Source organism: Sphingomonas sp. YR710 (assembly GCF_900101455.1).
GTDB lineage: Bacteria > Pseudomonadota > Alphaproteobacteria > Sphingomonadales > Sphingomonadaceae > Rhizorhabdus.
In genome coordinates, this window is the sequence record NZ_FMZJ01000008.1 from 155,162 (window position 1) to 178,293 (window position 23,132).

Below are 23,132 nucleotides of genomic sequence, written 5' to 3' on the forward strand. Positions count from 1 at the left end.
TCAGACCTTCTTGATCTTCAGGCTGGCGAGATAGGCGGCCGGATTGCCGGGATCGAAAACCTTGCCGTCGAAGAATTTCTCGACGCCGCGGCTTTCCGATTTCGGGATTTGCGCAGCCGGCACCTTGGCGAGCGCGGCGGCCTTGCGCCAGATATCCGAACGATTGACCTTGGCGATCACGGCGGTCTTGTCGAGATTGGCCGGCAATTTGCCCCAGCGCTGATCCTCGGTGAGGAACCACAGATCATGGCTCTTATACGGGAAGGATGCGTTGGAGGCCCAGAACTTCATCTTGAACGGCGCGTTGTTGAACACGCGGCCGTCGCCCATCGTGAAATTGCCCGCGAGGCGATCCTGGATGTCGGTGACCGGGACCTTGAGCCAGTCGCGCCCACCGATGATCTCGGCCAGCTTGGCGGTGTTCGCGGGATTGTCGCACCAGCGCTGCGCTTCGATGATCGCCGCCGTCAGCGCGATTGCCGCGTTGGGATGGGCGGCAACCCAGTCGCTGCGCATCGCGAACGCCTTTTCGGGATGGTCCATCCAGAGCTGGCCGGTCGACACCGCGGTATAACCGAGGCCCTGCGCAACCAGCTGGTCGGGCCATGGCTCGCCGACGCAGAACGCCTCCATCGTCTTCGCCTTCATGTTGGCGACCATCTGGGGCGGTGGGATGGTGATCAGTTCGACATCGAGGTCGGGATTGATGCCCTGCGCCGCCAGCCAATAACGGATCCACAAATCATGGGTGCCGCCCGGGAAGGTCATCGCCATCGTGATCTTGCGGCCGGCCGCCTTGCGCTGCGCGATCAGCGGCTTCATCCGCGCCGAATTGATATCGGCCTTGGCGCCGAGATAGGCCTTTTCGACCGAGATGCCCTGCCCATTGACGTTGAGGCGCGCAAGAATGCTCATCGGCGTCGCCTTGCCGATCGTGCCGAGCGTCAGCATGTAGGGCATCGGCGACAGGATATGCGCGCCGTCGATGCCGCCGCCGGCGCTGCCGAGCACGATATTGTCACGCGTCGCGCCCCAGCTCGCCTGCTTGGCCACCACCACATCGGGCATGCCATATTTGGCGAACAGCCCGAGTTCCTTGGCGATGATCAGCGGCGAAGCATCGGTGAGTGCGATGAAGCCGAGCTTTGCGCCCGTCACTTCCGGCTTGCCCACCGGTGCCGCATGCACGGCCGTCGCCATCGTTGTGCCCAGCACGGCAGCCGCTCCCGCGGCTCCGCCGATCTTCAGTAGTTCGCGCCGATCCAGGCCCTTGCTCTTGTCGTTCGCCATTGCTGCCCCCGAGCTGTAAAAACGAAAAAAACGCCGCTCACGACCACCGCGAGTGCGGGGGTGTGCAGCGACGTTGCTGTGTTCCGGATGGACCGGCCCCATCGTTGGGGCGATCCAATGCTGTGCCGCGGCATCATTGCGCGACCCGGTTAGGCTGCGCGAATCGCGATCCTTTCGCAAGTGCAAAATTCGAAATCATACACGTTGTGACATTTATGCGTCATGTGGCGAAGGCCGATCGGGCGCCGGGTGAAAGTAAGCGATTGCGACGGCGTGGTTTTGGCCCGGTCCCGGCCGCGGTGACGGCGGACCGGCGACAAAGGCAGGTGCGGAGAGAAACCCCCTGCCCATGTGTACTTCGCACGATGTGTGGTCGCTTCCGATATGGCATCGTTCGCCTGCGGTTGACAGAATCGCATGACGCACGAGCAGAATGCCTATCGTGCGTTGGCGCTGCTGGGGCGCCGAATAAAGTCGTGCCTTCAAAAAAAAGCATATTGGCGCGAGTGGAAGTGGATAGGAGAGGAAATCGAGATGTCATCTGGTTCTGACGGCGCATTGTCCGAGGTTCATCGCACTGCTTTCATGGCAGCGGCGATGCGGGCCGGGCACTTTCTGGAAGGGGCGGAGCCCAAGATCTTCCGGGATCAATTCGCACCGCAGTTGCTTGAGATGAGCGACGACGAAATCCGCGAATTTACGGCGAAGGTTCCGCTTGAAATGGCCGCCTCATGCGTATTGCGCAGCCGTTTCACGGAGGATCGTCTGGCCGCTGCCCGCGGTCGGCTCAATCAATATGTCGTATTGGGCGCCGGGCTTGATTCCTATGCGCTGCGAATGGGCGACGCTCTGGAATCGATGATCGTTTTCGAAGTCGACGACCCGCCCTTCCAGGCGTGGAAGAAGAAGCGGATCGAGCAGCTGGGCCTGAAAACGCCCGGGCAGGTGCGCTATGTGCCGTGCGATTTCGAACGGATGTCGATCGATCAGGCGCTGGCCGCGCAGGGCTTCGCCGCCGACGAACCATGCTTCATCTCCTGGCTGGGCGTGACCCAATATCTGACGCGCGAAGCGATCCGTACCACCTTGCGCTGGGCAGGCGAACGCCCGGCGGGATCGGAGATCGTCGTGACGATCGTGGAACCCGGCGCCCAGGAACAACGGCGTGCCAGGGCCAGCGATCCCGTCCATTTTGTCTCCTTCATCTCATTGGAGGAGATGAGCGATATGTTGCGCGAGGCGGGCTTCAGCCGGATCGAACCCCTCACGCAGGTGGCCGCGCGGGAAGCCTATCTCAAGGGCCGGACGGATGGGCTGATCATACCCGAGTTCCAGCTCTCGATCGCCGCGATCGTCTGATACGAACGTCCTCCGCCCCGCGCACATGCCACCACATCCGGTGGCATGTGCGCGGGGCCGGAGCAATTGGCCGGCACCGGTCCAAAGGAAATGCTAATGGAATTCGTCCTGTTTTTGCCGCAATTTCGGACGTCGTTCGACAAGCTGGTCGCGACGGCACAAGCCGCCGAGCAAGCAGGTTTCGTCGGCATCACGGGTATGGACCATATCGAAGCGCCCGGCGCCATCGGCCAGCCCACCTTTGAAGCCACCACCGTCAACACCTGGATCGCGGCGCATACGACGCGGCTCAAGGTTGGTTCGCTGGTGACCTGTGATCCATTTCGTCACCCCGCCTTGCTGGCGCATCATGCCGTATCGCTCGATCACGCGTCCAATGGCCGGTTCGAACTAGGCATCGGCTGGGGTTCATGGACGCCGGATTTCGAAAAGTTCGGCGTCGGACCGGAGGCGCCGCGTGACCGCGTCGAGCGCCTGCGCGAGACGCTTGAGGTTTTGAAGGCGCTCTGGTCCGGAGAGAGTGTCGATTATGAAGGCCGCTTTCACACGTTGCGCGGCGCGGTGCTGGCACCGAAGCCGCTGAATCGAATTCCGATTCTGATCGGCGGCTCGGGCCCGAAGACGTTGGCGCTTGTTCGTGAGCATGCCGATTGGTGGAATCTCGATACCCGCTACAAGGACAAGTTCGAGGGCCAGGCATTTGAGGATTTGCGCGCGCAGATCGGGACGGCCCGGATCTCTGTCCAGCAGAAACTGGGCTATGTCGGTGTCGGTGCCGTGCGTCAGGAAGTGGCAGACAAAGCCGCGAAGCGATTGGGGCGTTCGGGAACGAAGATAGGAACCGCCTCCGAACTCCGCGATTATTTTGATGGCCTGGCGGCGCGGGGTGTCGAACGCGTTTATGCATGGTTCTCTGATCTGGCATCGCCGGCGACCTTGAAAGAGTTCGGCGACGAGATCATTGGCCCGATGAGCGCAAAGTGACGTTTCGAATGGATGCCGGGCCAGCAGATTCCCGGCAGTGGCGGTGGCTCGTGCGACCGTGAAGGAGCCAAAACATTCGAAGGTTACGGAGGGGAATATGGACTATACCACGATCCGCTATGAAGTTGATCAGGCGATCGCCACGATCACCTTCAACCGACCCGAAAAAATGAACACACTCGATACGTTGATGAAGAACGAGCTGTTCGACGCATTTGACCGGGTCGACACCGATGATGCGGTGCGCGTTGTCGTCGTGACCGGTGCTGGAAAGGCATTTTGTGCCGGTGCCGATATATCCGGAGGCCCTGACGGATTTTTCGATCCCGAAGGTGGATCGATCCGCAAGCCCGATGGTAGCCTTGATTATGCATCGCCGGCTGCCCGCGATACCGGGGGCGAACTGGGTCTTCGCATTTTTGCGCTGAAAAAGCCCATCATCGGTGCAATCAACGGCGCGGCAGTCGGGGTTGGCGTGACGATGACGCTGCCGATGGACATCCGTCTTGCAAGCGAGAATGCGCGGTTCGGATTTGTCTTCACGCGGCGCGGAATCGTACCGGAATGCGCCTCGACATGGTTTCTGCCTCGCGTCGTGGGGATATCGAAGGCGTTGCAGTGGTGTTATTCCGGCGAGGTCTTCCCCGCAGCCGAGGCGCTGGCTGGCGGCCTTGTGTCACAGGTGGTCCCCGCGGAGGAGCTTCTTCCGGCCGCCTACGCCATCGCGCGCGGGATCGCCGACAACACCGCCCCGGTCTCGATCGCGCTGACACGGCAGATGATGTGGCGCGGCCTGGGGCTCGATGATCCGATGGAGGCGCACAAGATCGAAAGTCGCAGTGTGCTTTCGCGTACGTTGAGCGCGGATGCCAAGGAAGGTGTCGCTTCCTTCCTCGAAAAGCGTCCGGCCGTGTTTCCCCTCAAAGTTTCCGAGGACATGCCCGACTTCTTTCCATGGTGGACCGAGCGGCCATATGGCTGACATACAGCTGAAATATAACAATCCTTTTTAAGCGCAGGCATCCCCTTCATCGTCATCCCCGCGAACGGGGGGACCCATGGACAGCGGCACTTACCGGTTCAAGTGTGCCGTAACCGTGGGTTCCCGCTTTCGCGGGAATGACGATTCGTGGGAGGGCATCATATGCCATTCGAAGGCCTCCCTAATTCCTGAATTTAGCGGATGGGGGTAATCGCCCCTAGGTCGATCGAACCATCACGTGACGGAACGAACCTCGAGGGTCCGGGGTTGTTTCCGTGGTTCCTCGCCTCGCCATGCGCAAAGGCTGAATGGGCGAGGCTGACAGGAGATGGATCATGAATGAGGCAACATCCGGCGCGGCGCTCGACCGGACTGAACATGCGCTGATCCTTGGCAGCCGCGTCAACAACACACCCGTTTTCAACAAGGCGGGCGAGCGGATCGGCCATGTCGACGATCTCTCGATCGAGAAGGCCAGCGGCAAGGTGATCTATGCGATCATGTCATTCGGTGGATTTCTCGGCATCGGCGAGAAATTCCATCCGCTTCCCTGGCCGATGCTCGATTACGATCCCGAGCGTGGAGGTTATGTCGTGCCGCTCGACAAGGCCACGCTGGCGGACGCCCCTTATTATGATCGCTACGAACTGGCCGATCTCGGTGGTTCCAGCCACTTGAGTTACGGCGAGCGGATCTTCACCTATTACGGCGCCTATGGCGCGGTGCCTTATTGGTGACGCCGCAACCCTGACGCCACCTGGATAACGTCAGGGCTGCGAAGCCCGGCGGTTCAGAGCCGCTCGATAATGGTGACGTTGGAAATGCCGCCGCCCTCGCACATCGTCTGCAGGCCGTAACGCTTGCCCTTCTTATGCAGCGCGTGGATCAGGGTGGCCATCAGCTTGGTGCCCGATGCGCCGAGCGGATGGCCAAGCGCGATCGCGCCGCCATGGACGTTTAGCCGGTCGGGATCGGCGCCGAGCGTCTTGAGCCAGGCGAGCGGGATCGAGGCGAAGGCTTCGTTGACCTCGAACAGGTCGATATCGTCGATCGTCATGCCGGCGCGCGCGAGCGCACGGCGGGTCGCCGGGATCGGCTCTTCGAGCATGATCACCGGATCGCCGGCGGTGACCGTGAGGTTGACGATGCGCGCGAGCGGGGTGAGCCCGTGCGTCTTCACCGCCGCCGCCGACGCGACGAGCACGCCGCTGGCGCCATCGCAAATCTGGCTGGCGGTTGCGGCGGTCAGCGAACCGCCCTCGGCGAGCAATTTGACCGACCCGATCGATTCGAGCGTGGAGTCGGGGCGCACGCCCTCGTCGCGATCATGGATGATCTGCTCGCCGGTCGCGGTCGTGACCGTCAGCGGGACCATTTCTTTGGCGAATGCGCCCGCCGCGATCGCGGCCGCCGCCTTTTGATGGCTACCGAGCGCGAAGCGGTCCATCATCGCGCGATCGATGCCATGCTTGTCGGCCACTGCCTGCGCACCCACGAACTGGTTGAATTCGGTTACGCCATAGCGCTGCTGGATGCTCTTCGAGACCGGCCCTTCGCCCATGCCGGCCTGCGCGGCCAGGGTCAGCGGCGATCCCATCCAGACCCGCGACATGCTCTCGGCGCCACCGGCGATCACCAGATCCTGCGTGCCCGACATCACCGCCTGCGCCGCGAAATGCAGAGCCTGTTGTGATGAGCCGCACTGGCGATCGATCGTCACCGCCGGCACGCTGTCAGGCAGGCTCGATGCGAGCACGATGTTGCGGCCGAAGGCGAAACCCTGCTCGCCCACCTGGCTGACGCAGCCGATGATGACATCGTCAATTGCCGCCGGATCGATGCCGGTCTCGGCCACCAGCGCGTCGAGCACGGCGGCGCCGAGATCGACCGGGTGCCAGCCGGCGAGCCGGCCGTTGCGACGGCCGCCGGCGGTGCGGCGGGCGGAGACGATATAGGCTTCGGGCATCGATCAATTCCTCTTGGGTGACGTCATGGGCAGGCGATCATGATCGGTTTCATCGATAGGATCGCGGCAAATCTGTGCGATCAGCCGGGGTTGACCGGACCCGTCCCCGGCCGCTTCAACGACTCCAATATCGCCTCGGCGCATTCGGCGGGTTTGCTGAGGAAGGGCGAATGCGAGCTATCGAGCGAGAGCGGTTTGACACCGAGCCGCTCGCTCATGCGCATCTGGCGACCTTCGCTGGCGGCACTCACCCGATCGTTGCTGCAGAGGATCAGGCTGCGCGGGGGGGCGGATGTCCAGAAGCGCGGCACGGATACCGGCTCGATCAATGGCGCGACGGGTTGCGGGGTAAGGTGGCGTAACGCCCAGTCCGTGATCTCGGGCGAGCAATCATGATAGAAAGCGGCGACGGCTTCGTCGCGCGGCATCAGTTGCATCTTCCGCCCGCCATCGATCAGCCCGGCGGGCGAAGGACGTTGCGAAGGATTGCCGCCTCCGACTGGAAAGGTGGGTTGGCCCTCGACCGGCAGGCTGGACGCCAGATAGACGATATGGCCAACTTTATCGATCGCGGCATCGGCTGCCACGGTAGCGGTAAGCCCTCCCATGGAATGGGCGACGATGATGTCGCCCTGCTCGATGACGTCGACGACAGCATCGCGATAGCCGGCCAGGGTGGCGTCTTCAGCGGCGCGTTGTCCATGACCCGGGCAATCGATGGCAAGCGCGGCATGGCCGCGCCGGGTGAATTCGGGGATGAGCTTTTCCCAGCACCACGCACCGTGGAATCCGCCATGGACGAATATGAATCGCATCCACTCCTCCCTATGCGCCGCTCCGGCCAGTGCCTGGCTAGTCCCTCTCAATCGCGCTCAGCAATGCGGTGATCGCGGCGCCACCTTCGCAGATGCTGCGTACCGCAGGTGTCCCGGTGCGCCAAGGACCGCTCGGTCCTGCCTGTAAGGGGGGTATCGAATAAGGCTGGGTGAACCTGTCTGTCGGGGCAGATCAGCGCTTTCTGACGAACTCCGCACGCAGCACCAGCCCCTTTATGCCTTCGTACCGGCAATCGATCTCTTGCGCGTCGCCCGTCAGCCGGATCGACTTGATCACCGTGCCGCGCCGTATCGTTTGGTTCGCGCCCTTCACCGCGAGATCCTTGATCAGGGTGACGCTATCGCCGTCGGCAAGCAGGTTGCCGATCGCATCGCGCACTTCCACCGTGTCGGGCTGCAAGGATGTCGCCTTCTTCGTGGCGGCGTCGGCCGCGCTGATCCATTCGCCGCTTTCCTCGTCATAGACATATTCGTCGTCGGCTTCGGTCACTGGTCTGTCTCCATCGGCGATATCTGGCCCTGGTTGCGCATATGCGCGGATTCGGCGTCCGCGCCGGCCATCGCGGATGCGATCCCTATGGCATCGGGGAAGCTCGCGCTATGGGCGACCCTTCTGCTGTCGGGCCCGAGCCGTGTGCGGTTCAGCATATCGAGGAGCTGCGGCCCGGCGCCGGACAGGATCATTTGCGTGCCCGCGGCGTGCGCCTGTTCGACCAGATGGTCGATGGCGCTCACGCCGCTCGAATCGAGCAGGGGCACCAGTTCGAGCCGCAATATGATGACGCGGGGTGTGGAGCCGATGCGCCGCAGCGTATCGAGCAATTCGTTGGCGACGCCGAAAAAGAACGGACCGTTGATCCGGAACACTTCGACGCCGGGCGGCAGCAATTCGCGTTGATGGACGTCGTCGCCCTCGTCGCCGCCCGCGTCGACCTGAACTGTCCCGCTCATCCGCATCATGAACAGCAGCGACGCCAACGTCACGCCGACGCCGATCGCCACGGTGAGATCGACCAGCACGGTCAGCCCGAAGGTCAGCAGCAGGACGGCGCGATCACCATTCGGCATTCGCATGAGACCGATGAACCGCTCATATTCGCTCATCCCGAACGCGACCATGAACAGGATCGCCGCCAGCGCCGCCATGGGGACGAAGGCCATCAGCTTCGTCCCGAACAGGATGAAGAGCAGCAGGAAGGCTGCGTGGAGGATTCCTGCAACCGGCGTCAGCGCGCCGGCCTTGATGTTGGTAGCCGTCCGCGCGATCGCGCCTGTCGCTGGCAGTCCGCCGAACAGCGCCGAGGCAATGTTCGCCACGCCCTGACCGACCAGTTCCTGGTTCGACCGGTGGCGCGAGCCGATCATGCCGTCCGCCACGACCGCAGACAGAAGCGCCTCGATCCCCGCGAGGAACGCGATGGTGAAGGCGGATGGCAGCACCGCCTGAATCTTCGCCAGCGAGAGGGCCGGCAAAGCGGGCGCCGGCAAGCCCGAGGGCATGTCGGGAAAGCGCATGCCGATCGTCGCCGCCGGTATGTGCAGCACCGCGACGACTACCGACGCCACGACCACGGCGATCAGGAAGCCGGGTAGCCGGGGCGCCCATTTGCGCAAGGCAATGATCAGCCCGAGCGATCCGGCGCCGATCGCGAGGGTCGCGGGCTGGACCGTGCCGATCGCGTCGAAATAAGCCTGCCATTTCGGCAGGAAGTCAGCGGGCACATGCGCGATCGCGAGCCCCAGGAAATCCTTGACCTGGCTGGACGCGATAATGATCGCGATCCCGGCGGTGAAGCCGGTGACGACCGGATAGGGAATGAATTTCACCAGCCCGCCAAGCTTGGCATAGCCCGCGATGACGAGGATCAGCCCCGCGATCAGCGTCGCCAGCAGCAGCCCGTCATAACCGTGCTGGGCGATGACATTGAACACGACGACGACAAAGGCGCCGGTCGGTCCGCCGACCTGCACCCGCGAACCGCCGAGCGCCGAGATCAGAAATCCCGCGATGACGGCGGTGATCAGCCCCTTGTCGGGCGACGCCCCGCTGGCAATGCCCAGCGCCATCGCCAGCGGCAAGGCGACGATCGCGACCGTGAGGCCGGCCACCGCATCCTTGCGCAGCCGCGAAAGCGAATAGCCTTCGCGAAACACGGTGACCAGCTTCGGCGTGAAGGCGGCCCAGGGCGAGTCAGTGGCCATTGCCGTCCTCCCCGCTGCTCTCGGCCTGATCGAACAACATCGACATCACACGCTTCGGGGAGCGCCCGGCGAGGCTTTCCTTGAGCCGAACGCCGCGTCCGGCGCCGCTGCTTGGGGCATTTTCGCCGATCAGTTCGACGCCGGCATCTTCAAGGGCGCGGATGACCTTGACCAGCGTTTCCACGACGCCGCGGACCTGCCCGTCAGAGGCCTCCATACGCTGGATCGTCGGCAGCGAAACCGTCGCCAAGGCAGCGAGCTGGCGCTGGTCGATCCCGAGAAGCGCGCGCGCTGCGCGCATTTGTTGCGACGTGATCATGGTGCCTCATGATGTTTTATACATCAATATACATATATATAATAGGTAAAAGATATTATGTACACCTATAATGATGCGGCGATGAGGGCCAGGATGAAGCCAGCCGATGATGCCTTTCGTGGATATCGACATTTCAATTTCCGCGGGGCTACGCGAGCGGCTAGAAGCGATCGACAGATCGGGAAGAGGGTGTCGTCGATGGGTGAAACAGCTTCTGGCTTCGACGGAAACGGGTCGGGCCTGTGAGCGCGCCGATATTGCCGACTTCGCTCAACGCGGAGAGCGCCGAGGCCAAAGCGCGGCTGTGCCATAATCGCGGGCTTGCCGACGAACTGCGTGCCCGGGTGGCCGAAGCGGCGCTGGGCGGCAATACGGCCTCCCGCAAGCGCCACGCGAGCCGTGGCAAGCTGCTCCCACGCGAACGGGTCGAACGGTTGCTCGATCCGGGCTCGCCACTGCTCGAGTTCGGGCAACTCGCCGCCTGCGACATGTATGAGGGCGAAATCCCCGGCGCCGGCATCATCACTGCGATCGGCCGCGTATCCGGTCGCCAGTGCATGATCGTTGCCAACGATGCGACGGTGAAGGGCGGCACCTATTATCCGATGACGGTGAAGAAGCACCTGCGCGCGCAGGAGATCGCGGCGGAAAATCATCTTCCCTGCATCTATCTTGTCGATAGCGGCGGCGCCAACCTACCGCACCAGTCCGAAGTGTTCCCGGATCGCGATCATTTCGGCCGGATCTTCTTCAACCAGGCGAATATGAGCGCCAGGGGCATCCCGCAGATCGCCTGCGTGATGGGAAGCTGCACCGCGGGGGGCGCTTACGTTCCCGCGATGAGCGACGAGACCGTGATCGTGAAGAATCAGGGCACGATCTTCCTCGCCGGTCCGCCGCTCGTTCAGGCGGCCACCGGCGAGGTGATCAGCGCCGAGGATCTGGGTGGTGGCGAGTTGCATGCGCGCAGGTCGGGCGTCGCCGATCATCTTGCCGAAAATGACGAGCATGCGCTGACCATCGTGCGCGACATCGTCAGCCATCTGGGGCCCGTCCATCCGCACGGCCTGCCGCTACGCGAACCGCGTGCGCCGCTTTATCCGGCCGAGGACATCTACGCGATCATCCCCGATGATGTGCGCGCGCCTTATGACGTCCACGAGGTGATCGCGCGGATCGTCGACGCCAGTGAGTTTCACGAGTTCAAGGCGAACTACGGCGCCACTTTGGTCTGCGGTTTCGCGCATATCGGGGGCATGCCGGTCGCGATCCTGGCGAACAACGGCGTGCTGTTTTCCGAAAGCGCGCAGAAGGGCGCGCATTTCATCGAATTGGCCTGCCACCGGCGGATTCCCTTGCTGTTCCTCCAGAATATCTCGGGCTTCATGGTGGGCGGCAAATATGAGGCCGAGGGTATCGCCAAGCATGGCGCCAAGTTGGTGACGGCCGTGGCAACGGCTTCGGTGCCCAAAATCACCGTGCTGATCGGCGGGAGCTTCGGCGCCGGAAATTACGGGATGTGCGGCAGGGCCTATAGCCCGCGCTTCCTGTTCACGTGGCCGAACAGCAGGATCTCGGTGATGGGCGGCGAACAGGCGGCAAGCGTCCTCGCGACCGTCCACCGTGACGCCGCCAAATGGACGCCAGAGGAAGCCGAGGCCTTCAAGGCGCCGATCCGTCAGAAATATGAGGATGAGGGCAATCCCTATCACGCGACGGCGCGGCTGTGGGACGATGGCGTGATCGATCCCGCGCAGACGCGCGACGTGCTCGTGCTCGCGCTGACGGCGACGCTCGAAGCACCGATCCCGGAACGGCCGGCCTTCGGCATTTTCAGGATGTAATGACGATGGCGTACTACTCTTCTTCATTCCTCCCCGGAACGGGGAGGGGGACCATCCGCAGGATGGTGGTGGGGCAGGCGGGCGGTTTCCGCAGCCGCTGCCCTGGCAGGCTCGCATCATGATCGGCTCCCTCCTCATCGCCAATCGTGGCGAAATCGCGTGCCGGATCATCCGCACTGCGCGCCAGATGGGCATACGCACCGTTGCGGTTTACTCGGATGCCGACGCCTCGGCATTGCATGTTCGCGAGGCTGATGAGGCTGTCCATATCGGCCCATCCCCAGCGCGTGAAAGCTATCTGGTCGGTGAGAAGATCCTTGCTGCGGCCGGGGCGATCGGCGCCGAGGCTATCCATCCAGGTTATGGCTTCCTCTCGGAAAACGCCGGGTTCGCGGAAGCCGTACTCGCGGCGGGGCTCGTCTGGGTCGGGCCGATGCCGCATGCGATCCGTGCGATGGGCCTCAAGGACGCGGCCAAGAAACTGATGGCCGAGGCCGGCGTGCCGATTACGCCCGGCTATATGGGCGAGGATCAGAATCCGGCATTCCTCGCGGAACAGGCCGGCGAGATCGGCTATCCTGTGCTGATCAAGGCGGTTGCCGGCGGCGGCGGCAAGGGCATGCGGCTCGTTGAAAGCCCTGCGGATTTCGTCGATGCGCTAGCCTCGTGCCAGCGTGAGGCCATTGAGTCGTTCGGCAACGCCCATGTGCTGATCGAGAAATATATCCCGCGTCCGCGCCATATCGAGGTGCAGGTGTTCGGCGATAGCCATGGCAACATCGTCCACCTGTTCGAACGCGACTGCTCGCTCCAGCGTCGTCACCAGAAGGTGATCGAGGAGGCGCCGGCGCCAGGCATGGATGCGGACACACGTGCCGCGCTCTGCGCCGCAGCGGTACGCGCGGCCAAGGCGGTCGACTATGTCGGCGCAGGCACGGTCGAGTTCATCGCGGATGCGTCGGAAGGGCTGCGCGCGGACCGCATCTGGTTCATGGAAATGAACACGCGGCTGCAGGTCGAGCATCCGGTGACTGAGGAGATCACCGGCGTCGACCTCGTCGAATGGCAGCTTCGCGTCGCCAGTGGCGAGAAATTGCCGAAGGCGCAGGGCGAGCTTTCGATCGACGGCTGGGCGATGGAAGCGCGGCTCTATGCCGAGGATCCCGCGAGGGGCTTCCTGCCGAGTATCGGCGCGCTCGATGTGCTGCGCTTCGGCGAAGGCGAGGGGCGCCGCGTCGATACCGGCGTCTATCAGGGTGGCGAAGTTTCGCCTTTCTATGACCCGATGATCGCCAAGCTGATTGCGCGTGGCGATGATCGCGATCAGGCGCGCAAGAGGCTGGGGCGGATCCTCGCTGGCACCGCGGTGTGGCCGGTCAAGACCAATGCATCATTCCTCGTGAAGGCGCTCGAGCATCCGGCGTTCGTCGCCGGCGATGTCGATACCGGCCTGATCGGCCGCGACGGTGAGACAATGGGGGCGCCGCCGACACCATCGCCCGAAGCGCTGACGCGTGCGGCCATCGCGCTGGTGCCGCAGGCGGATCAGGCGGGTTTCCGGCTCAACGCGGCACGGGTCCGAAGCGCCCTCTTTCTGCTCGATGGCAACCCGGTCGACGTCATGCTGGAGGGCGAGGGGTGCGATAAGCCCGCCGCATCGGCGCTCGTCACCGACCAGGGGCAGGCCTGGCTGCTGACGCCCTGGCGCAAGGATGGTTCGACCGGCGGGGTGGCATCGTCGGGGGTGATCCTTTCGCCCATGCCGGGCAGGGTGATCGCGGTCGCGGTCGCGGCCGGCGACAGGGTGATGAAGGGCCAGAAGCTGCTGACCCTCGAGGCGATGAAGATGGAACATAGCCTGGCCGCGCCGTTCGACGGCGTGGTGGCCGAACTCAATGCGGCGCCCGGCGCGCAGGTTCAGGTCGAGGCCGTGCTGGCGCGGATCGAGAAGGATATCTGATGGCGGGGCGGCATTTCGACGAGTGGCAGATCGGCGACCGGATCGATCATGAAATCAGGCGCACGGTCACCGAGACTGACAATCTGCTTTTCTCGGTGATGACCCACAATCCGCAGCCGCTGCATATCGATGCCGAGGCGGCCCGGGCATCCGAGTTCGGCCAGATCCTCGTCAACGGCACCTTCACCTTCGCGCTGATGATCGGGCTGACGATCAGCGACACGACTTTGGGCACGCTCGTCGCCAATCTCGGCTATGACAAGCTCGTCATGCCCAAGCCGGTATTCCTCGGCGATACGATGCGGGCGACCAGCGAGATCAGCGAGTTGCGGGAATCGAAATCGCGCCCGAACGCGGGAATCGTCACCTTCACCCACGAACTGATCAACCAGCGGGGCGAAGTCGTGTGCCGCTGCCTGCGTATGGCCCTGCTCAAGCGCAAGGACGGCTGACCGCCGTCAGCGGCGCGCCAGCTTGAGCAATTGCTGCGCGCGGGCGAGATAGGGGCGGTCGAGCATGCCGCCCTTATAGCCGATCGCGCCGACCCCCGGATTGGCGGCAAACAGATCGACGATCTCCTGCGCGGCCGCGAGTTCGTCCGCATTGGGCGCGAAGGCTTCGTTGATCACGTCGACCTGCGCCGGATGGATGGCCAACATACCGCGGTAGCCGGAGCGCCGCACCATCTCCGCACGCTTGCGCAGCCCGTCGAGATCGCGAAAATCGCCCTGGATCGTGTCGATCGGTGCGACGCCCGCGGCTGCGGCACCGAGCAGGCACAGGCTGCGTGCCAGTTCGAAGGTGAAGCTATAGGCCCCGTCGGGCGTGTAATTCTCGCTGGCGCCGATCGAGGCGGCCAGATCCTCGGCCCCCCAGGTCAGCGCGACGACCCGCGGCGCGCCGGCATAGTCGCCGGTCGTGAACATGGCCGCGGCGGTTTCGGTCGCGAGCACGATCACCTTGGTCGCGCCCTGCTCGATGCCGTTGGCGGCTTCGAGCGCCGACAGATAATGGTCGAGCCGTTCGACGTCGGGGCGGCCGCAGGCCTTGGGCAGCATGATGCCGCCTGGACGCCCTGGCATCACCGCCACCAGATCCGCCAGCGTATGGGGGCCATCCAGCGGATTGACGCGGACCCACAGCCGTTCGTGGCCCGATTGTTGGCTCTTCAGGAAATCGAGGACCATCGTCCGCGCCGTCGGCTTTTCGGAATCGGCGACCGCGTCTTCAAGATCGATAAGGACGATGTCGGCCGGACCGGCCGCCGCCTTCTCCATCTTCTTCTCGCTGTCGCCCGGGGCGAACAGCCATGATCGTGCGCTGAAGACTTCTCCGCGAACTGCCATTTTCTGTTCCTCTCGGGGCTTAGGCCGCCATTTTTTCGTTGGGAGGCCTGTTCGTGCGGCCACGGAAGCGTCGCGCCAGGTCAGGCCGCGATATCATAGCCCTGAATTTCGCCGGCCAGATAGAGGTTGCGGGCCTTGGCGCGGCTGAGCTTGCCCGAACTCGTCTTGGGCAGGGTGCGCGGCGGCACCAGTTCGACAACGCAATGCATGCCGGTGATCGCGCGGACCTTCTCGCGAATCTGATCGCGCAGACGCGCGCGTTCCTGCTGATCGGAGGTGCGGCACTGGACGAGCACGGCCGGGGTTTCCTCGCCGCCTGGCGTGGTGATCGCGAAGGCCGCGATATCGCCCGCCTTGAAACCGGGCAATTGTTCGACCGCCCATTCGATATCCTGCGGCCAGTGGTTCTTGCCGTTGATGATGATCATGTCCTTGGCACGACCGACGATGTAGATCGAACCGTTGCTCAGATAGGCCATGTCGCCAGTATCGAGCCAGCCGTCGGACATGCAGGCGGCGGTCGCCTCATCGTCGCGGAAATAGCCCTGCATGATCGACGGGCCTTTCGCCCATAATTTGCCGATCATCTTCTCGGGCAAAGGCACCCCATCCTCGTCGCGGATCTCGACGCTCATGTCGCGCACCGGCTTGCCGCAATTGACGATCGCGCGGAAGCGGCGCGGACGATCCTGCGGATCGCTGCCGCCCGACAATTGCGTCTCTTCTACCAGTTCGACGACAATGCCTTCGCCCGGTGGCATGATCGACACCGCAAGCGTCGCCTCGGCCAGGCCATAGCTGGGCAGGAAGGCGTTTGCCTTGAAGCCGGCCTCGGCAAAGGCATCGACGAAATTCTGCATGACATCGGGGCGGATCATGTCGGCGCCGTTGCCGGCCAGCCGCCAGCGCGACAGATCGAACCGGTCCGACGCCTTGGTCTGGCTCGACATGCGCCGCGCGCAGATATCGTAGCCGAAGGTCGGCGAATAGCTGACGGTGGTGCCCTGATGGCGGCTGATCATATCGAGCCAGGCAAGCGGCCGGCGCGCGAAATCTTCGGTCTTCAGGTAATCGGTCGAAACCTGGTTGGCGACCGGTGACAGGAAACACCCGACCAGTCCCATGTCATGATACCATGGCAGCCACGAGACGCAGCGGTCCTGCGGTTCCAGCATCATCCCCCAGGCATGTGCCGCAAGGTTGTTGAGCAGCGCGCGATGGGTGACGGCCACGCCGTGCGGGAAGCGGGTCGATCCGCTCGAATATTGCAGATAGGCGATATCGTCGGGCGATAGCGTCGGCAGGGTGGCGGGCTTCACGTCACGTGCCGCGAAGCCTTCGTAATCGAGCCCGTTGACCTTGCGTTGCGCGGCTGCGGCGCCGGCCATTTCGGCGAGCTCGATCGGATAGAAGAGCATTTTCGGATCCGAGCTACCCAATTGCACAGCAAGCTGATCGATATAGCTGTCCTTGCCACCGAAGGATGTCGGCAGCGGCAACGGCACCGGCCAGGCACCGGCATAGACGGCGCCGAAGAACATTGCGGCAAAGTCGCGCCCCGTCTCCGCAACCAGCGCGATGCGATCGCCGGGCCGGATGCCATGTTCGATCAGGCGGCAGGCATTTGCGAGCGCGTCGGTGCGCAGCGTGGAAAAGGGGTAAGCTTGTGAAAGCTGGCCGCGGGCATCGTGGAAGTTCAGCCCACGCTCGCCGCTCGCGGCATAATCGAGCGCATCGATCAGCGTCTCGAAATCGGCAAAGCGGCGCGGCAGCGCATCGACCGTCGGCGTCGGCTCCAATGCCATAATATCGCGATTTCCTTTCGCACTTGTCCTGCGGCTAAGCTGATCGAGCACGTTCGCAGGTCCCTTCATTCGGCAATTCGGCCCGCATATCGAACAGACGAGCCTTCACAGCTGACTTCGTAGGGACAAGCCGCGTTCAAAATCCGGCCCGACTGTGGCACAATCATGGCGTATGTCGCCTATCATCACAAAGCCGTCATCGAAACCCTATACGGCAAGCAGCCTCGAACAGGCCGCGCTGCGTTATGCAGCGCGCTACGCCACTACCCGCGCGAAGCTGAACACTTACTTGCAACGCAAGCTCGCGGATCGAGGGTGGGATGGCGAGGAGCCTGCCGATGTCGAGTCGTTGGTGGAACGATTTTCGCAACGCGGCTATGTGAACGATGCTGCTTATGCCGAAAGCAAAGCCGCATCGTTGTTGCGGCGCGGCTATGGCGGGAGGCGGATCGAGGCCAGTTTGCGGGCCGCCGGGATCGATCGAGAGACAGCCGATATGCTGCAGGGCACGCTCGAACAATCGGCGGATGCGGCGGCGTTGGCCTGCGCGCGGCGGCGAAAGCTCGGCCCATTTTCAAAAAAACCGCAAAATTCCGATGAAATTCGCAAATCTCTTGCCGCGATGATGCGGGCCGGGCACGGGCTCGGCGTCTCACTAAGGATATTGAGAGCGGTTGATCAGGGGGGCTATCCTGATGAGGAAAACGTTTCGCCGGACGCCGATTGAGGCCGATAATAAAAGCGGTTTCGCTTCGTTGCGGAACTATGATAAAAAGCAGCAAGAACAGCGGGTGTCGTAACGATGAATGAACAGTTTGTTGCGTCTGTTTCGCTGCGCGATCTGGGCCTTGAGGGTTCGGATGACCGCGCGGGATTCGGCGCGAACGAGCCAGCGGAAACGGTTGTGGGGGCCGTCAAATGGTTCGATGCCACCCGTGGCTTCGGCTTCATCGCTGCTGATGGCGATCGTGGCGATGTGCTGGTTCATTTTTCCGTTCTGCGCGATCATGGTCGCCGCACCTTGCCCGAAGGCGCGCGGATTGCGTGCGAGGTCGTGGCGCGCGATCGGGGATTGCAGGCGCGCCGCATTCTGGCGATCGATCTTTCGACCGCTACCGGCCCTGACCCTGATCTGATCGCCAAGCGCAATGCCGATCGTGTCGATCCCGCGGCGCTGGTAGATCGCGCCGGCGCGCCTGAGAACGTGACGGTAAAGTGGTTCAACCGGTTGAAGGGCTACGGATTTGTCGTGCGCGACAATGATCCGCAGGATATCTTCGTCCATATGGAAACAGTTCGCCGTGCCGGGCTGGCCGATCTCATCCCGGAAACGCGGATGAAGGCCCGGATTGCCGAGGGGCGCAAGGGGCCGCTTGCCGTGGAATTGTTTCAGGATTGATCGTGACCGCATCGAAGGTTCGTACCGCGCTCGTCTGTGCGCTGATCGCGGTTGCCGGGTGTGCGCCGTCGTCGGCCAAACCCGGAACCTCTGTCGTCGCGGCGAAGCTGACGCCGCTGGATATCGTGACCGCGAACAGGAACAAGACAGTCCACTTTCACGTCGAAGTGGCGCGGACCGATGCGGAGCAGGAGCGTGGGCTGATGTTCCGCACCGGCTTGCCCGATCATGGCGGCATGATCTTCCCGATGGCATCGCCGCGCTGGGCGGTGTTCTGGATGAAAAATACGCTGATCCCGCTCGACATGATCTTCATCCGTGCCGATGGCCATATTGCGCGGATCGCCGCCAATACCACGCCGCAGAGCCTGGATCAGGTATCGTCGGGAGAGCCGGTGATCGCGGTATTGGAGATCATCGGGGGCGGTGCCGAGAAGGATGGCCTACAGGCGGGTGATCTTGTCCGGTGGCCCGGCGGACCGGCTTCCTGAAAGACATGATCTGAATCGGTTGCGCCGGCGCACTCGTCCGGGCTAAGCGGGGATATGGCGATACTCGGGAAAATCTTCACCTGGTGGGATGGCGCAACGATCGGCACCCTGCTGTTCAGCCGCCGCAATGGGACGCGCGTGGGCGCGGACGCATTGGGCAACATCTATTATGAGGGCGGGGAGACCACCGACGGCCGCAAGCGCCGCTGGGTAATCTACAGTGGCCCCAACGATGCCAGCCGGGTTCCTGCCGAATGGCATGGCTGGTTGCATCACAGTGTGGATGTTACGCCGGATCATTTGCCGTCGCCACGCGTCTGGCAAAAGCCGGCGGTCCCTAATCTTACAGGCAGCGAGGCTGCCTATCGGCCGTCGGGCGCGCTGGAGCGCGGCGGCATCCGTGCGGCCGCTACTGGCGATTATGAGGCGTGGAGCCCGAACTGAGCTATGAAGACCCTGTTTCGTGAAAATCTGGGCGAAGCCCTGGTCGGTCTGTTCGTCGTTATTTTCGCGATCTGGTTCGTCTGGTTTGCATGGGCGCGGACGGGCGGCGGCGACAGGCCGGGCGCTATTCACGTCACCGCGCTGTTTCCGAACAGCACGGGCGTGAATGTCGGCAGCGACGTACGTGTCGCTGGCATGAAGATCGGTACTGTCACACAACAGGAGCTCGATCCGCAAAGCTTTCAGGTGAAGATCACGCTGGCGCTCGATCCTGCGGTGAAGCTGCCTGCCGACAGCAGCGCCGCGATCACGTCCGAGGGGTTTCTCGGGGCGACATTCATCTCGCTGCTGCCCGGTGGCGATCCGGCGCCGCTCAAGGATGGCGACACAATCGCCGATACGCAGGGCGCGATGGATCTGATGAGCATGGTGGGCCAGTTCATCAACAAATCCGGCAGTTCCTCGACCGATGCCAAGCCAGCGGAAAAGAAAGCACCGTGAAGCGGATCGCGCTGGGCGCGCTCGCGCTCGGCGGGCTCGGATTGGCCGCGTGGCAAGCCTATGCCCTGGGCAGTCAGCCGGTCGAGGCGGTGGTTCCGGATGAGGAAAGCACCGTGGCCCCGGCGCCTGCGGGGCCGTCCGAGTCCGGTGACAATGCGACGGAGGCCCTATCGAAGCCCGCGCCGCCGCCCGAGCGGCCTTTGGTCACGGCCGAAACACCGCTGGCCGAACGTGTGGCGGTGCTCGGCCTGCTCAACAAGCGAAGCGGTGAATCGCGGGACCTGACCTTACGGCCCGGCCAGGCGGTTCGTGTGGGCGATGTCGTGGTGCGGCTGCGCACCTGCGAGACAACCGCGCCGTGGGAGGATCAGAAGCTCACCGGTGCGTTCGTCCAGGTCGATGTACGGAACCGTGACGGCAGCTGGCGTCGGCCATTTTCCGGATGGTTGTACAAGGAATCACCCTCACTCAACGCCGTCGAAGATGCGGTTTATGACGTTTGGCCCAAAAGCTGTGCGATGGTCCATCCCGATATCGGCCCCGATACCGTACGGATTACCGGCTCGATTCCGTCGAGCGCGAAGAAGTCGGCCGGCGACGAAAAGGCCCCCGCCATTTCGCCGGGTACGACCGGCCCCTTGCCGACGCCGAGCGCCGCATCCAGCAATCCGACATAGATGTCGCGACTGACCTCGATCGCGCCCAGCGAGGCCAGGTGATCGGTAATGAACTGGCAGTCGAGCAGCTGGAAGCTGCCGACTTTCAGGCGTGCCACGAGGTGCGCCAAGGCAACCTTGGAGGCGTTGCTCTCGCGGCTGAACATACTCTCGCCGAAAAAAGCGCCGCCAAGCCGCACGCCATAAAGGCCGCCGACCAATTCCCCATTCTGCCACGTTTCGATTGAGTGAGCATGGCCGCGCCGATGTAAATCGGCATAGGCCGTCTCGATCGCCGGGTTGATCCATGTGTCGGGGCGATCCGATGTGCGTTCGGCGCAGTGCGATACGACGTCAGCGAAGGCGGTATCGGCTGTCACTGTGAACCGGTCCGATTTCAGCACTTTGGCCAGCGATCGCGACAGCCGAAAGCTATCGAGCGGAAGGATGCCGCGCTTTTTCGGCTCCACCCAATAGACATCATCGGCACCGCGGCTGTCGGCCATCGGGAAGACGCCGATCGAATAGGCCCGCAGCAGGAGTTCGGGATCGATCATCTTCATCGATATAGCCCCTTCATCCCCTCCTGCCGAAGCGGCAATATGCGGACGATGTGAAGTCTAGCCGATTTCCCTGCGTCCGCAACAGGATCAAGGCTGATCGGCGGCTTGCGCCTTTTGTGCCTCTCGCTCCTGCCGCGCGAGTTCCTGGAATTGGCGGAAACAGCCGGTCTGCCCGCCTGATCCCTGCGGTGAGCAACTGTCGGGGGTGCCAAGGCGGCTCACCATGTCCAGTGTCCGCGCCCGCGCGACCCAGCTTTGCGCGACGGCTTCGGGCTTCTTTTTCCGTAGTTCCTTGGGAATGCGATAGCGTTCGTTTTCCGGCTGGCGCGCGCAGACGACGATCTCGTCATCCTTGCTGTTCGGGCATGGATCGTTGCCATAAACGACAAGGGCGCTGATCCGGGCCGGAGCGGGCTCGTTCAGCTCGGCACCGACCACCGGCTGAGCGAAGAGCAGGGGCAAAGCGATCGGCGCCAAAGCGGCAAGAAAGCGGTTGCGCATGTCGGTCTCCGATCGGTTGCGGAACAGACGCCACAGCGACGCACATGTTCCGTGCGGCTTCGCTTACGCCAACGGGCTTTCGCAGTGCTGAACGGTCAGAATTTGAGGCCACATTTCTTGCCGTCATCCTTATGCTCGTCGCATGCCTTGCGGGCGAGTTCCTTGAAACAGCCGGTGGCGCCGCCCGATCCGCTCGTAGAGCAGCTCTGGATGCCCGTGCGGCCGACATATTCGAGGCTGGATGCCCGATCGCCCCAATTCTCATTGCCGCGATTGGTGGTGTGGCGCAGCTCTTCGGGGATGCGATAGCGCTCGCCTTCGGGCTTGCGCGAGCAGACGACGATCTCCTCGCCATTGCTGGTCGGGCATTTGTCATTGCCATAGATCACCAATACACGATCTGCCGCTGCCGCCGGGGCCACAAGCAAGGGTGTGGCGGATAGCGCCAGTGCAGCAGAAAGCGCCGAGAGGAATGTGCGGTTCGTGATCATCGGCGGCATCCTGCTGAGAAATTGGGGACTTGATCCCGGACCGTTATATGTGGCGCGACAGCCCGATGGCAATGCGGCAGCCGAGACGAATTGCGCCGGAGAGCAACGGATAGACCGGCGCCTGCTCCGCGCCAGCCGCCAGCGCAGTATCGCGATGATCGACTTCTTCACTGCGAAATTCGGCGATTTTTTCGCTGAGTTCAGGGTCGTCGGTGCCGAGCGCGTCGAGCTGTTCGCCATAATGGCGATCGATTTCGGTTTCGATCGCTGCTGTGCATGCCATCGCCGCTTTCGGCCCGATCAACGCGGTCGCTGCCCCTAGCGCGAACCCGGCGACGTTCCACAGCGGCTGCAGCGCTGTCGGCCGCACGCCGCGTTTGGCCAACATCGCATCGAAGATCTGCCGATGTCGGGCCTCCTGATCGGCCATGCGGGCGATCGTGCGGGCATCGGGGCCGCGTCCGCCCATCACCGCGAGTTGGCCCGCATAGATGCGGGTCGCGCCATATTCGCCGGCCTGATCGACCCGCAGCATGTCCGCGCGCTGGCGCTTGTCGGTCGGCATCAGGCGCCCTTTCGCCACAGGTTGATGATCGTCAGGCCTCCGAGGATCGAAAAGAAGGCATTGAAGCCCGCCAGCGAAATGCCGAACAGGGTCCATTGCGGCTGATCGCACTGGATCATCGGGGTTGCCATGATCTGCGCGAGGATATCGGTCTGGCTGCCGCCGGTGACGGTGGCGGCGCAGCGGGTGATGCCCTTCCACCAATGATATTCGACGCCGGCATGGAACACGCCGATCGCGCCGCTCGTCAAGATCGCGGCGATGGCCAGTGCGACACAGATCCGGCCCAATGGCTTTTCGGGCACCAGGAAGGCGAGCAACGCGAGAACGATTGCCGCATAATGTGGCCAGCGCTGCCAGTGGCACATCTCGCATGGAAAGAGATGGCCGATATATTGCGATCCCAGCGCCCCCGCCATCAGCGCGGTCGGCAGGATCAGCGTGGCGAGACGGGCTTTCGCGAACGAAGTCATGGGATGTGTTTACTCTGATCGTATCGGAATGCGCTAGTCGCTTCCTAATTTCCTCCTCGAGCTTGCTCGGGGAGGGGGGACCATCCGCAGGATGGTGGAGGGGGTGGCGCAACGATTGAACACGCGAAGACATCGGGGAGGAGAGTTGGGGATTA

Annotated in this window: 25 protein-coding genes and 1 pseudogene; 13 read left to right on the forward strand and 13 right to left on the reverse strand. The window is 63.2% G+C overall.

All coding sequences use genetic code 11. From position 1 onward, the window contains the following. Positions 1-1,290, reverse strand: coding sequence for a CmpA/NrtA family ABC transporter substrate-binding protein (locus BLS13_RS11490; RefSeq protein ID WP_093452221.1), 1,290 nt, complete (start codon positions 1,288-1,290; stop codon positions 1-3). A 534-nt stretch (positions 1,291-1,824) separates the two neighbouring features. On the opposite strand from BLS13_RS11490, the gene BLS13_RS11495 reads away from it, so the two are divergent. The 4 genes from BLS13_RS11495 (at position 1,825) to BLS13_RS11510 (ending at position 5,352) form a co-directional block, all read left to right on the forward strand. After that, positions 1,825-2,649: a class I SAM-dependent methyltransferase gene (locus tag BLS13_RS11495; RefSeq protein WP_176943551.1), complete on the forward strand. Its 825-nt coding sequence runs from the start codon at positions 1,825-1,827 to the stop codon at positions 2,647-2,649. Positions 2,650-2,745: 96 nt separating this feature from the next. Next, entirely contained in the window at positions 2,746-3,633 is an 888-nt protein-coding gene (locus tag BLS13_RS11500) for an LLM class flavin-dependent oxidoreductase (protein ID WP_093452225.1), read from the forward strand. Between the two features lie 97 nt (positions 3,634-3,730). After that, a complete protein-coding gene (locus tag BLS13_RS11505) occupies positions 3,731-4,615 on the forward strand; it encodes a crotonase/enoyl-CoA hydratase family protein (protein ID WP_093452226.1) in 885 nt (294 codons plus the stop codon). 335 nt (positions 4,616-4,950) lie between these two features. Next, positions 4,951-5,352: a PRC-barrel domain-containing protein gene (locus BLS13_RS11510; protein WP_093452228.1), complete on the forward strand. Its 402-nt coding sequence runs from the start codon at positions 4,951-4,953 to the stop codon at positions 5,350-5,352. Between the two features lie 53 nt (positions 5,353-5,405). On the opposite strand, the gene BLS13_RS11515 is transcribed toward BLS13_RS11510, so the two are convergent. From BLS13_RS11515 to BLS13_RS11535, 5 genes are all read right to left on the reverse strand, one after another. Beyond that, a complete protein-coding gene (locus BLS13_RS11515) occupies positions 5,406-6,581 on the reverse strand; it encodes an acetyl-CoA C-acetyltransferase (protein WP_093452229.1) in 1,176 nt (391 codons plus the stop codon). An 80-nt stretch (positions 6,582-6,661) separates the two neighbouring features. After that, the gene (locus tag BLS13_RS11520) at positions 6,662-7,396 is read right to left on the reverse strand and encodes an alpha/beta hydrolase (protein ID WP_093452231.1); all 735 of its coding nucleotides are present in this window, start codon (positions 7,394-7,396) and stop codon (positions 6,662-6,664) included. 193 nt (positions 7,397-7,589) lie between these two features. Continuing rightward, the gene (locus BLS13_RS11525) at positions 7,590-7,907 is read right to left on the reverse strand and encodes an alkylphosphonate utilization protein (RefSeq protein WP_093452233.1); all 318 of its coding nucleotides are present in this window, start codon (positions 7,905-7,907) and stop codon (positions 7,590-7,592) included. Beyond that, positions 7,904-9,619 (reverse strand): SulP family inorganic anion transporter, encoded by a 1,716-nt coding sequence (locus BLS13_RS11530; RefSeq protein WP_093452234.1) that lies wholly within the window; start codon positions 9,617-9,619, stop codon positions 7,904-7,906. The genes BLS13_RS11525 and BLS13_RS11530 overlap by 4 nt, the downstream gene beginning before the upstream one ends. Continuing rightward, the gene (locus tag BLS13_RS11535; protein ID WP_093452236.1) at positions 9,609-9,938 is read right to left on the reverse strand and encodes a helix-turn-helix domain-containing protein; all 330 of its coding nucleotides are present in this window, start codon (positions 9,936-9,938) and stop codon (positions 9,609-9,611) included. The genes BLS13_RS11530 and BLS13_RS11535 overlap by 11 nt, the downstream gene beginning before the upstream one ends. Before the next feature lie 242 nt (positions 9,939-10,180). On the opposite strand from BLS13_RS11535, the gene BLS13_RS11540 reads away from it, so the two are divergent. The 3 genes from BLS13_RS11540 (at position 10,181) to BLS13_RS11550 (ending at position 14,194) form a co-directional block, all read left to right on the forward strand. Continuing rightward, entirely contained in the window at positions 10,181-11,782 is a 1,602-nt protein-coding gene (locus BLS13_RS11540; RefSeq protein WP_093452237.1) for a carboxyl transferase domain-containing protein, read from the forward strand. A 118-nt stretch (positions 11,783-11,900) separates the two neighbouring features. After that, positions 11,901-13,742: an acetyl/propionyl/methylcrotonyl-CoA carboxylase subunit alpha gene (locus tag BLS13_RS11545; protein WP_093452239.1), complete on the forward strand. Its 1,842-nt coding sequence runs from the start codon at positions 11,901-11,903 to the stop codon at positions 13,740-13,742. Further along, on the forward strand, positions 13,742-14,194 hold the full coding sequence (locus BLS13_RS11550; RefSeq protein WP_093452241.1) for a MaoC family dehydratase: 453 nt from the start codon (positions 13,742-13,744) through the stop codon (positions 14,192-14,194). Before BLS13_RS11545 ends, BLS13_RS11550 begins: the two co-directional genes overlap by 1 nt. Positions 14,195-14,200: 6 nt before the next feature. On the opposite strand, the gene BLS13_RS11555 is transcribed toward BLS13_RS11550, so the two are convergent. Both BLS13_RS11555 and BLS13_RS11560 read right to left on the reverse strand, forming a co-directional pair. After that, complete coding sequence (locus BLS13_RS11555) at positions 14,201-15,088, reverse strand: HpcH/HpaI aldolase/citrate lyase family protein (protein WP_093452242.1); 888 nt, start codon at positions 15,086-15,088, stop codon at positions 14,201-14,203. An 80-nt stretch (positions 15,089-15,168) separates the two neighbouring features. Beyond that, positions 15,169-16,893, reverse strand: a complete 1,725-nt coding sequence (locus BLS13_RS11560) for a fatty acyl-AMP ligase (RefSeq protein ID WP_093452244.1) — start codon at positions 16,891-16,893, stop codon at positions 15,169-15,171. A 172-nt stretch (positions 16,894-17,065) separates the two neighbouring features. Here BLS13_RS11560 and BLS13_RS11565 point away from each other — a divergent pair, with 172 nt between their 5' ends. The 6 genes and pseudogenes from BLS13_RS11565 to BLS13_RS21210 form a co-directional block, all read left to right on the forward strand. Then, positions 17,066-17,620, forward strand: coding sequence for a regulatory protein RecX (locus BLS13_RS11565; RefSeq protein WP_176943552.1), 555 nt, complete (start codon positions 17,066-17,068; stop codon positions 17,618-17,620). 75 nt (positions 17,621-17,695) lie between these two features. After that, entirely contained in the window at positions 17,696-18,292 is a 597-nt protein-coding gene (locus BLS13_RS11570; RefSeq protein ID WP_093452247.1) for a cold-shock protein, read from the forward strand. Positions 18,293-18,294: 2 nt separating this feature from the next. Next, a complete protein-coding gene (locus BLS13_RS11575) occupies positions 18,295-18,783 on the forward strand; it encodes a DUF192 domain-containing protein (protein WP_176943553.1) in 489 nt (162 codons plus the stop codon). A 54-nt stretch (positions 18,784-18,837) separates the two neighbouring features. Continuing rightward, positions 18,838-19,227, forward strand: a complete 390-nt coding sequence (locus BLS13_RS11580) for an NADH:ubiquinone oxidoreductase subunit NDUFA12 (protein ID WP_093452249.1) — start codon at positions 18,838-18,840, stop codon at positions 19,225-19,227. A gap of 3 nt (positions 19,228-19,230) precedes the next feature. Next, positions 19,231-19,728, forward strand: coding sequence for an outer membrane lipid asymmetry maintenance protein MlaD (mlaD, locus tag BLS13_RS11585; RefSeq protein WP_093452250.1), 498 nt, complete (start codon positions 19,231-19,233; stop codon positions 19,726-19,728). A 239-nt stretch (positions 19,729-19,967) separates the two neighbouring features. Next, a pseudogene (locus tag BLS13_RS21210) lies at positions 19,968-20,183 on the forward strand (DUF2155 domain-containing protein); the annotation flags it as partial. A 35-nt stretch (positions 20,184-20,218) separates the two neighbouring features. Here BLS13_RS21210 and aat read toward each other — a convergent pair. The 5 genes from aat to BLS13_RS11615 all read right to left on the reverse strand — a co-directional run bounded on the left by aat (position 20,219) and on the right by BLS13_RS11615 (position 22,977). Continuing rightward, on the reverse strand, positions 20,219-20,947 hold the full coding sequence (gene aat / locus BLS13_RS11595) for a leucyl/phenylalanyl-tRNA--protein transferase (RefSeq protein WP_093452252.1): 729 nt from the start codon (positions 20,945-20,947) through the stop codon (positions 20,219-20,221). A gap of 87 nt (positions 20,948-21,034) precedes the next feature. After that, positions 21,035-21,448, reverse strand: a complete 414-nt coding sequence (locus tag BLS13_RS11600) for a hypothetical protein (protein ID WP_093452253.1) — start codon at positions 21,446-21,448, stop codon at positions 21,035-21,037. Between the two features lie 95 nt (positions 21,449-21,543). After that, complete coding sequence (locus BLS13_RS11605; protein WP_093452316.1) at positions 21,544-21,939, reverse strand: hypothetical protein; 396 nt, start codon at positions 21,937-21,939, stop codon at positions 21,544-21,546. Positions 21,940-21,982: 43 nt separating this feature from the next. Beyond that, on the reverse strand, positions 21,983-22,504 hold the full coding sequence (locus BLS13_RS11610; RefSeq protein ID WP_093452255.1) for a demethoxyubiquinone hydroxylase family protein: 522 nt from the start codon (positions 22,502-22,504) through the stop codon (positions 21,983-21,985). Beyond that, positions 22,504-22,977 (reverse strand): disulfide bond formation protein B, encoded by a 474-nt coding sequence (locus BLS13_RS11615; protein WP_093452256.1) that lies wholly within the window; start codon positions 22,975-22,977, stop codon positions 22,504-22,506. The genes BLS13_RS11610 and BLS13_RS11615 overlap by 1 nt, the downstream gene beginning before the upstream one ends. Between the last annotated feature and the right edge of the window lie 155 nt (positions 22,978-23,132).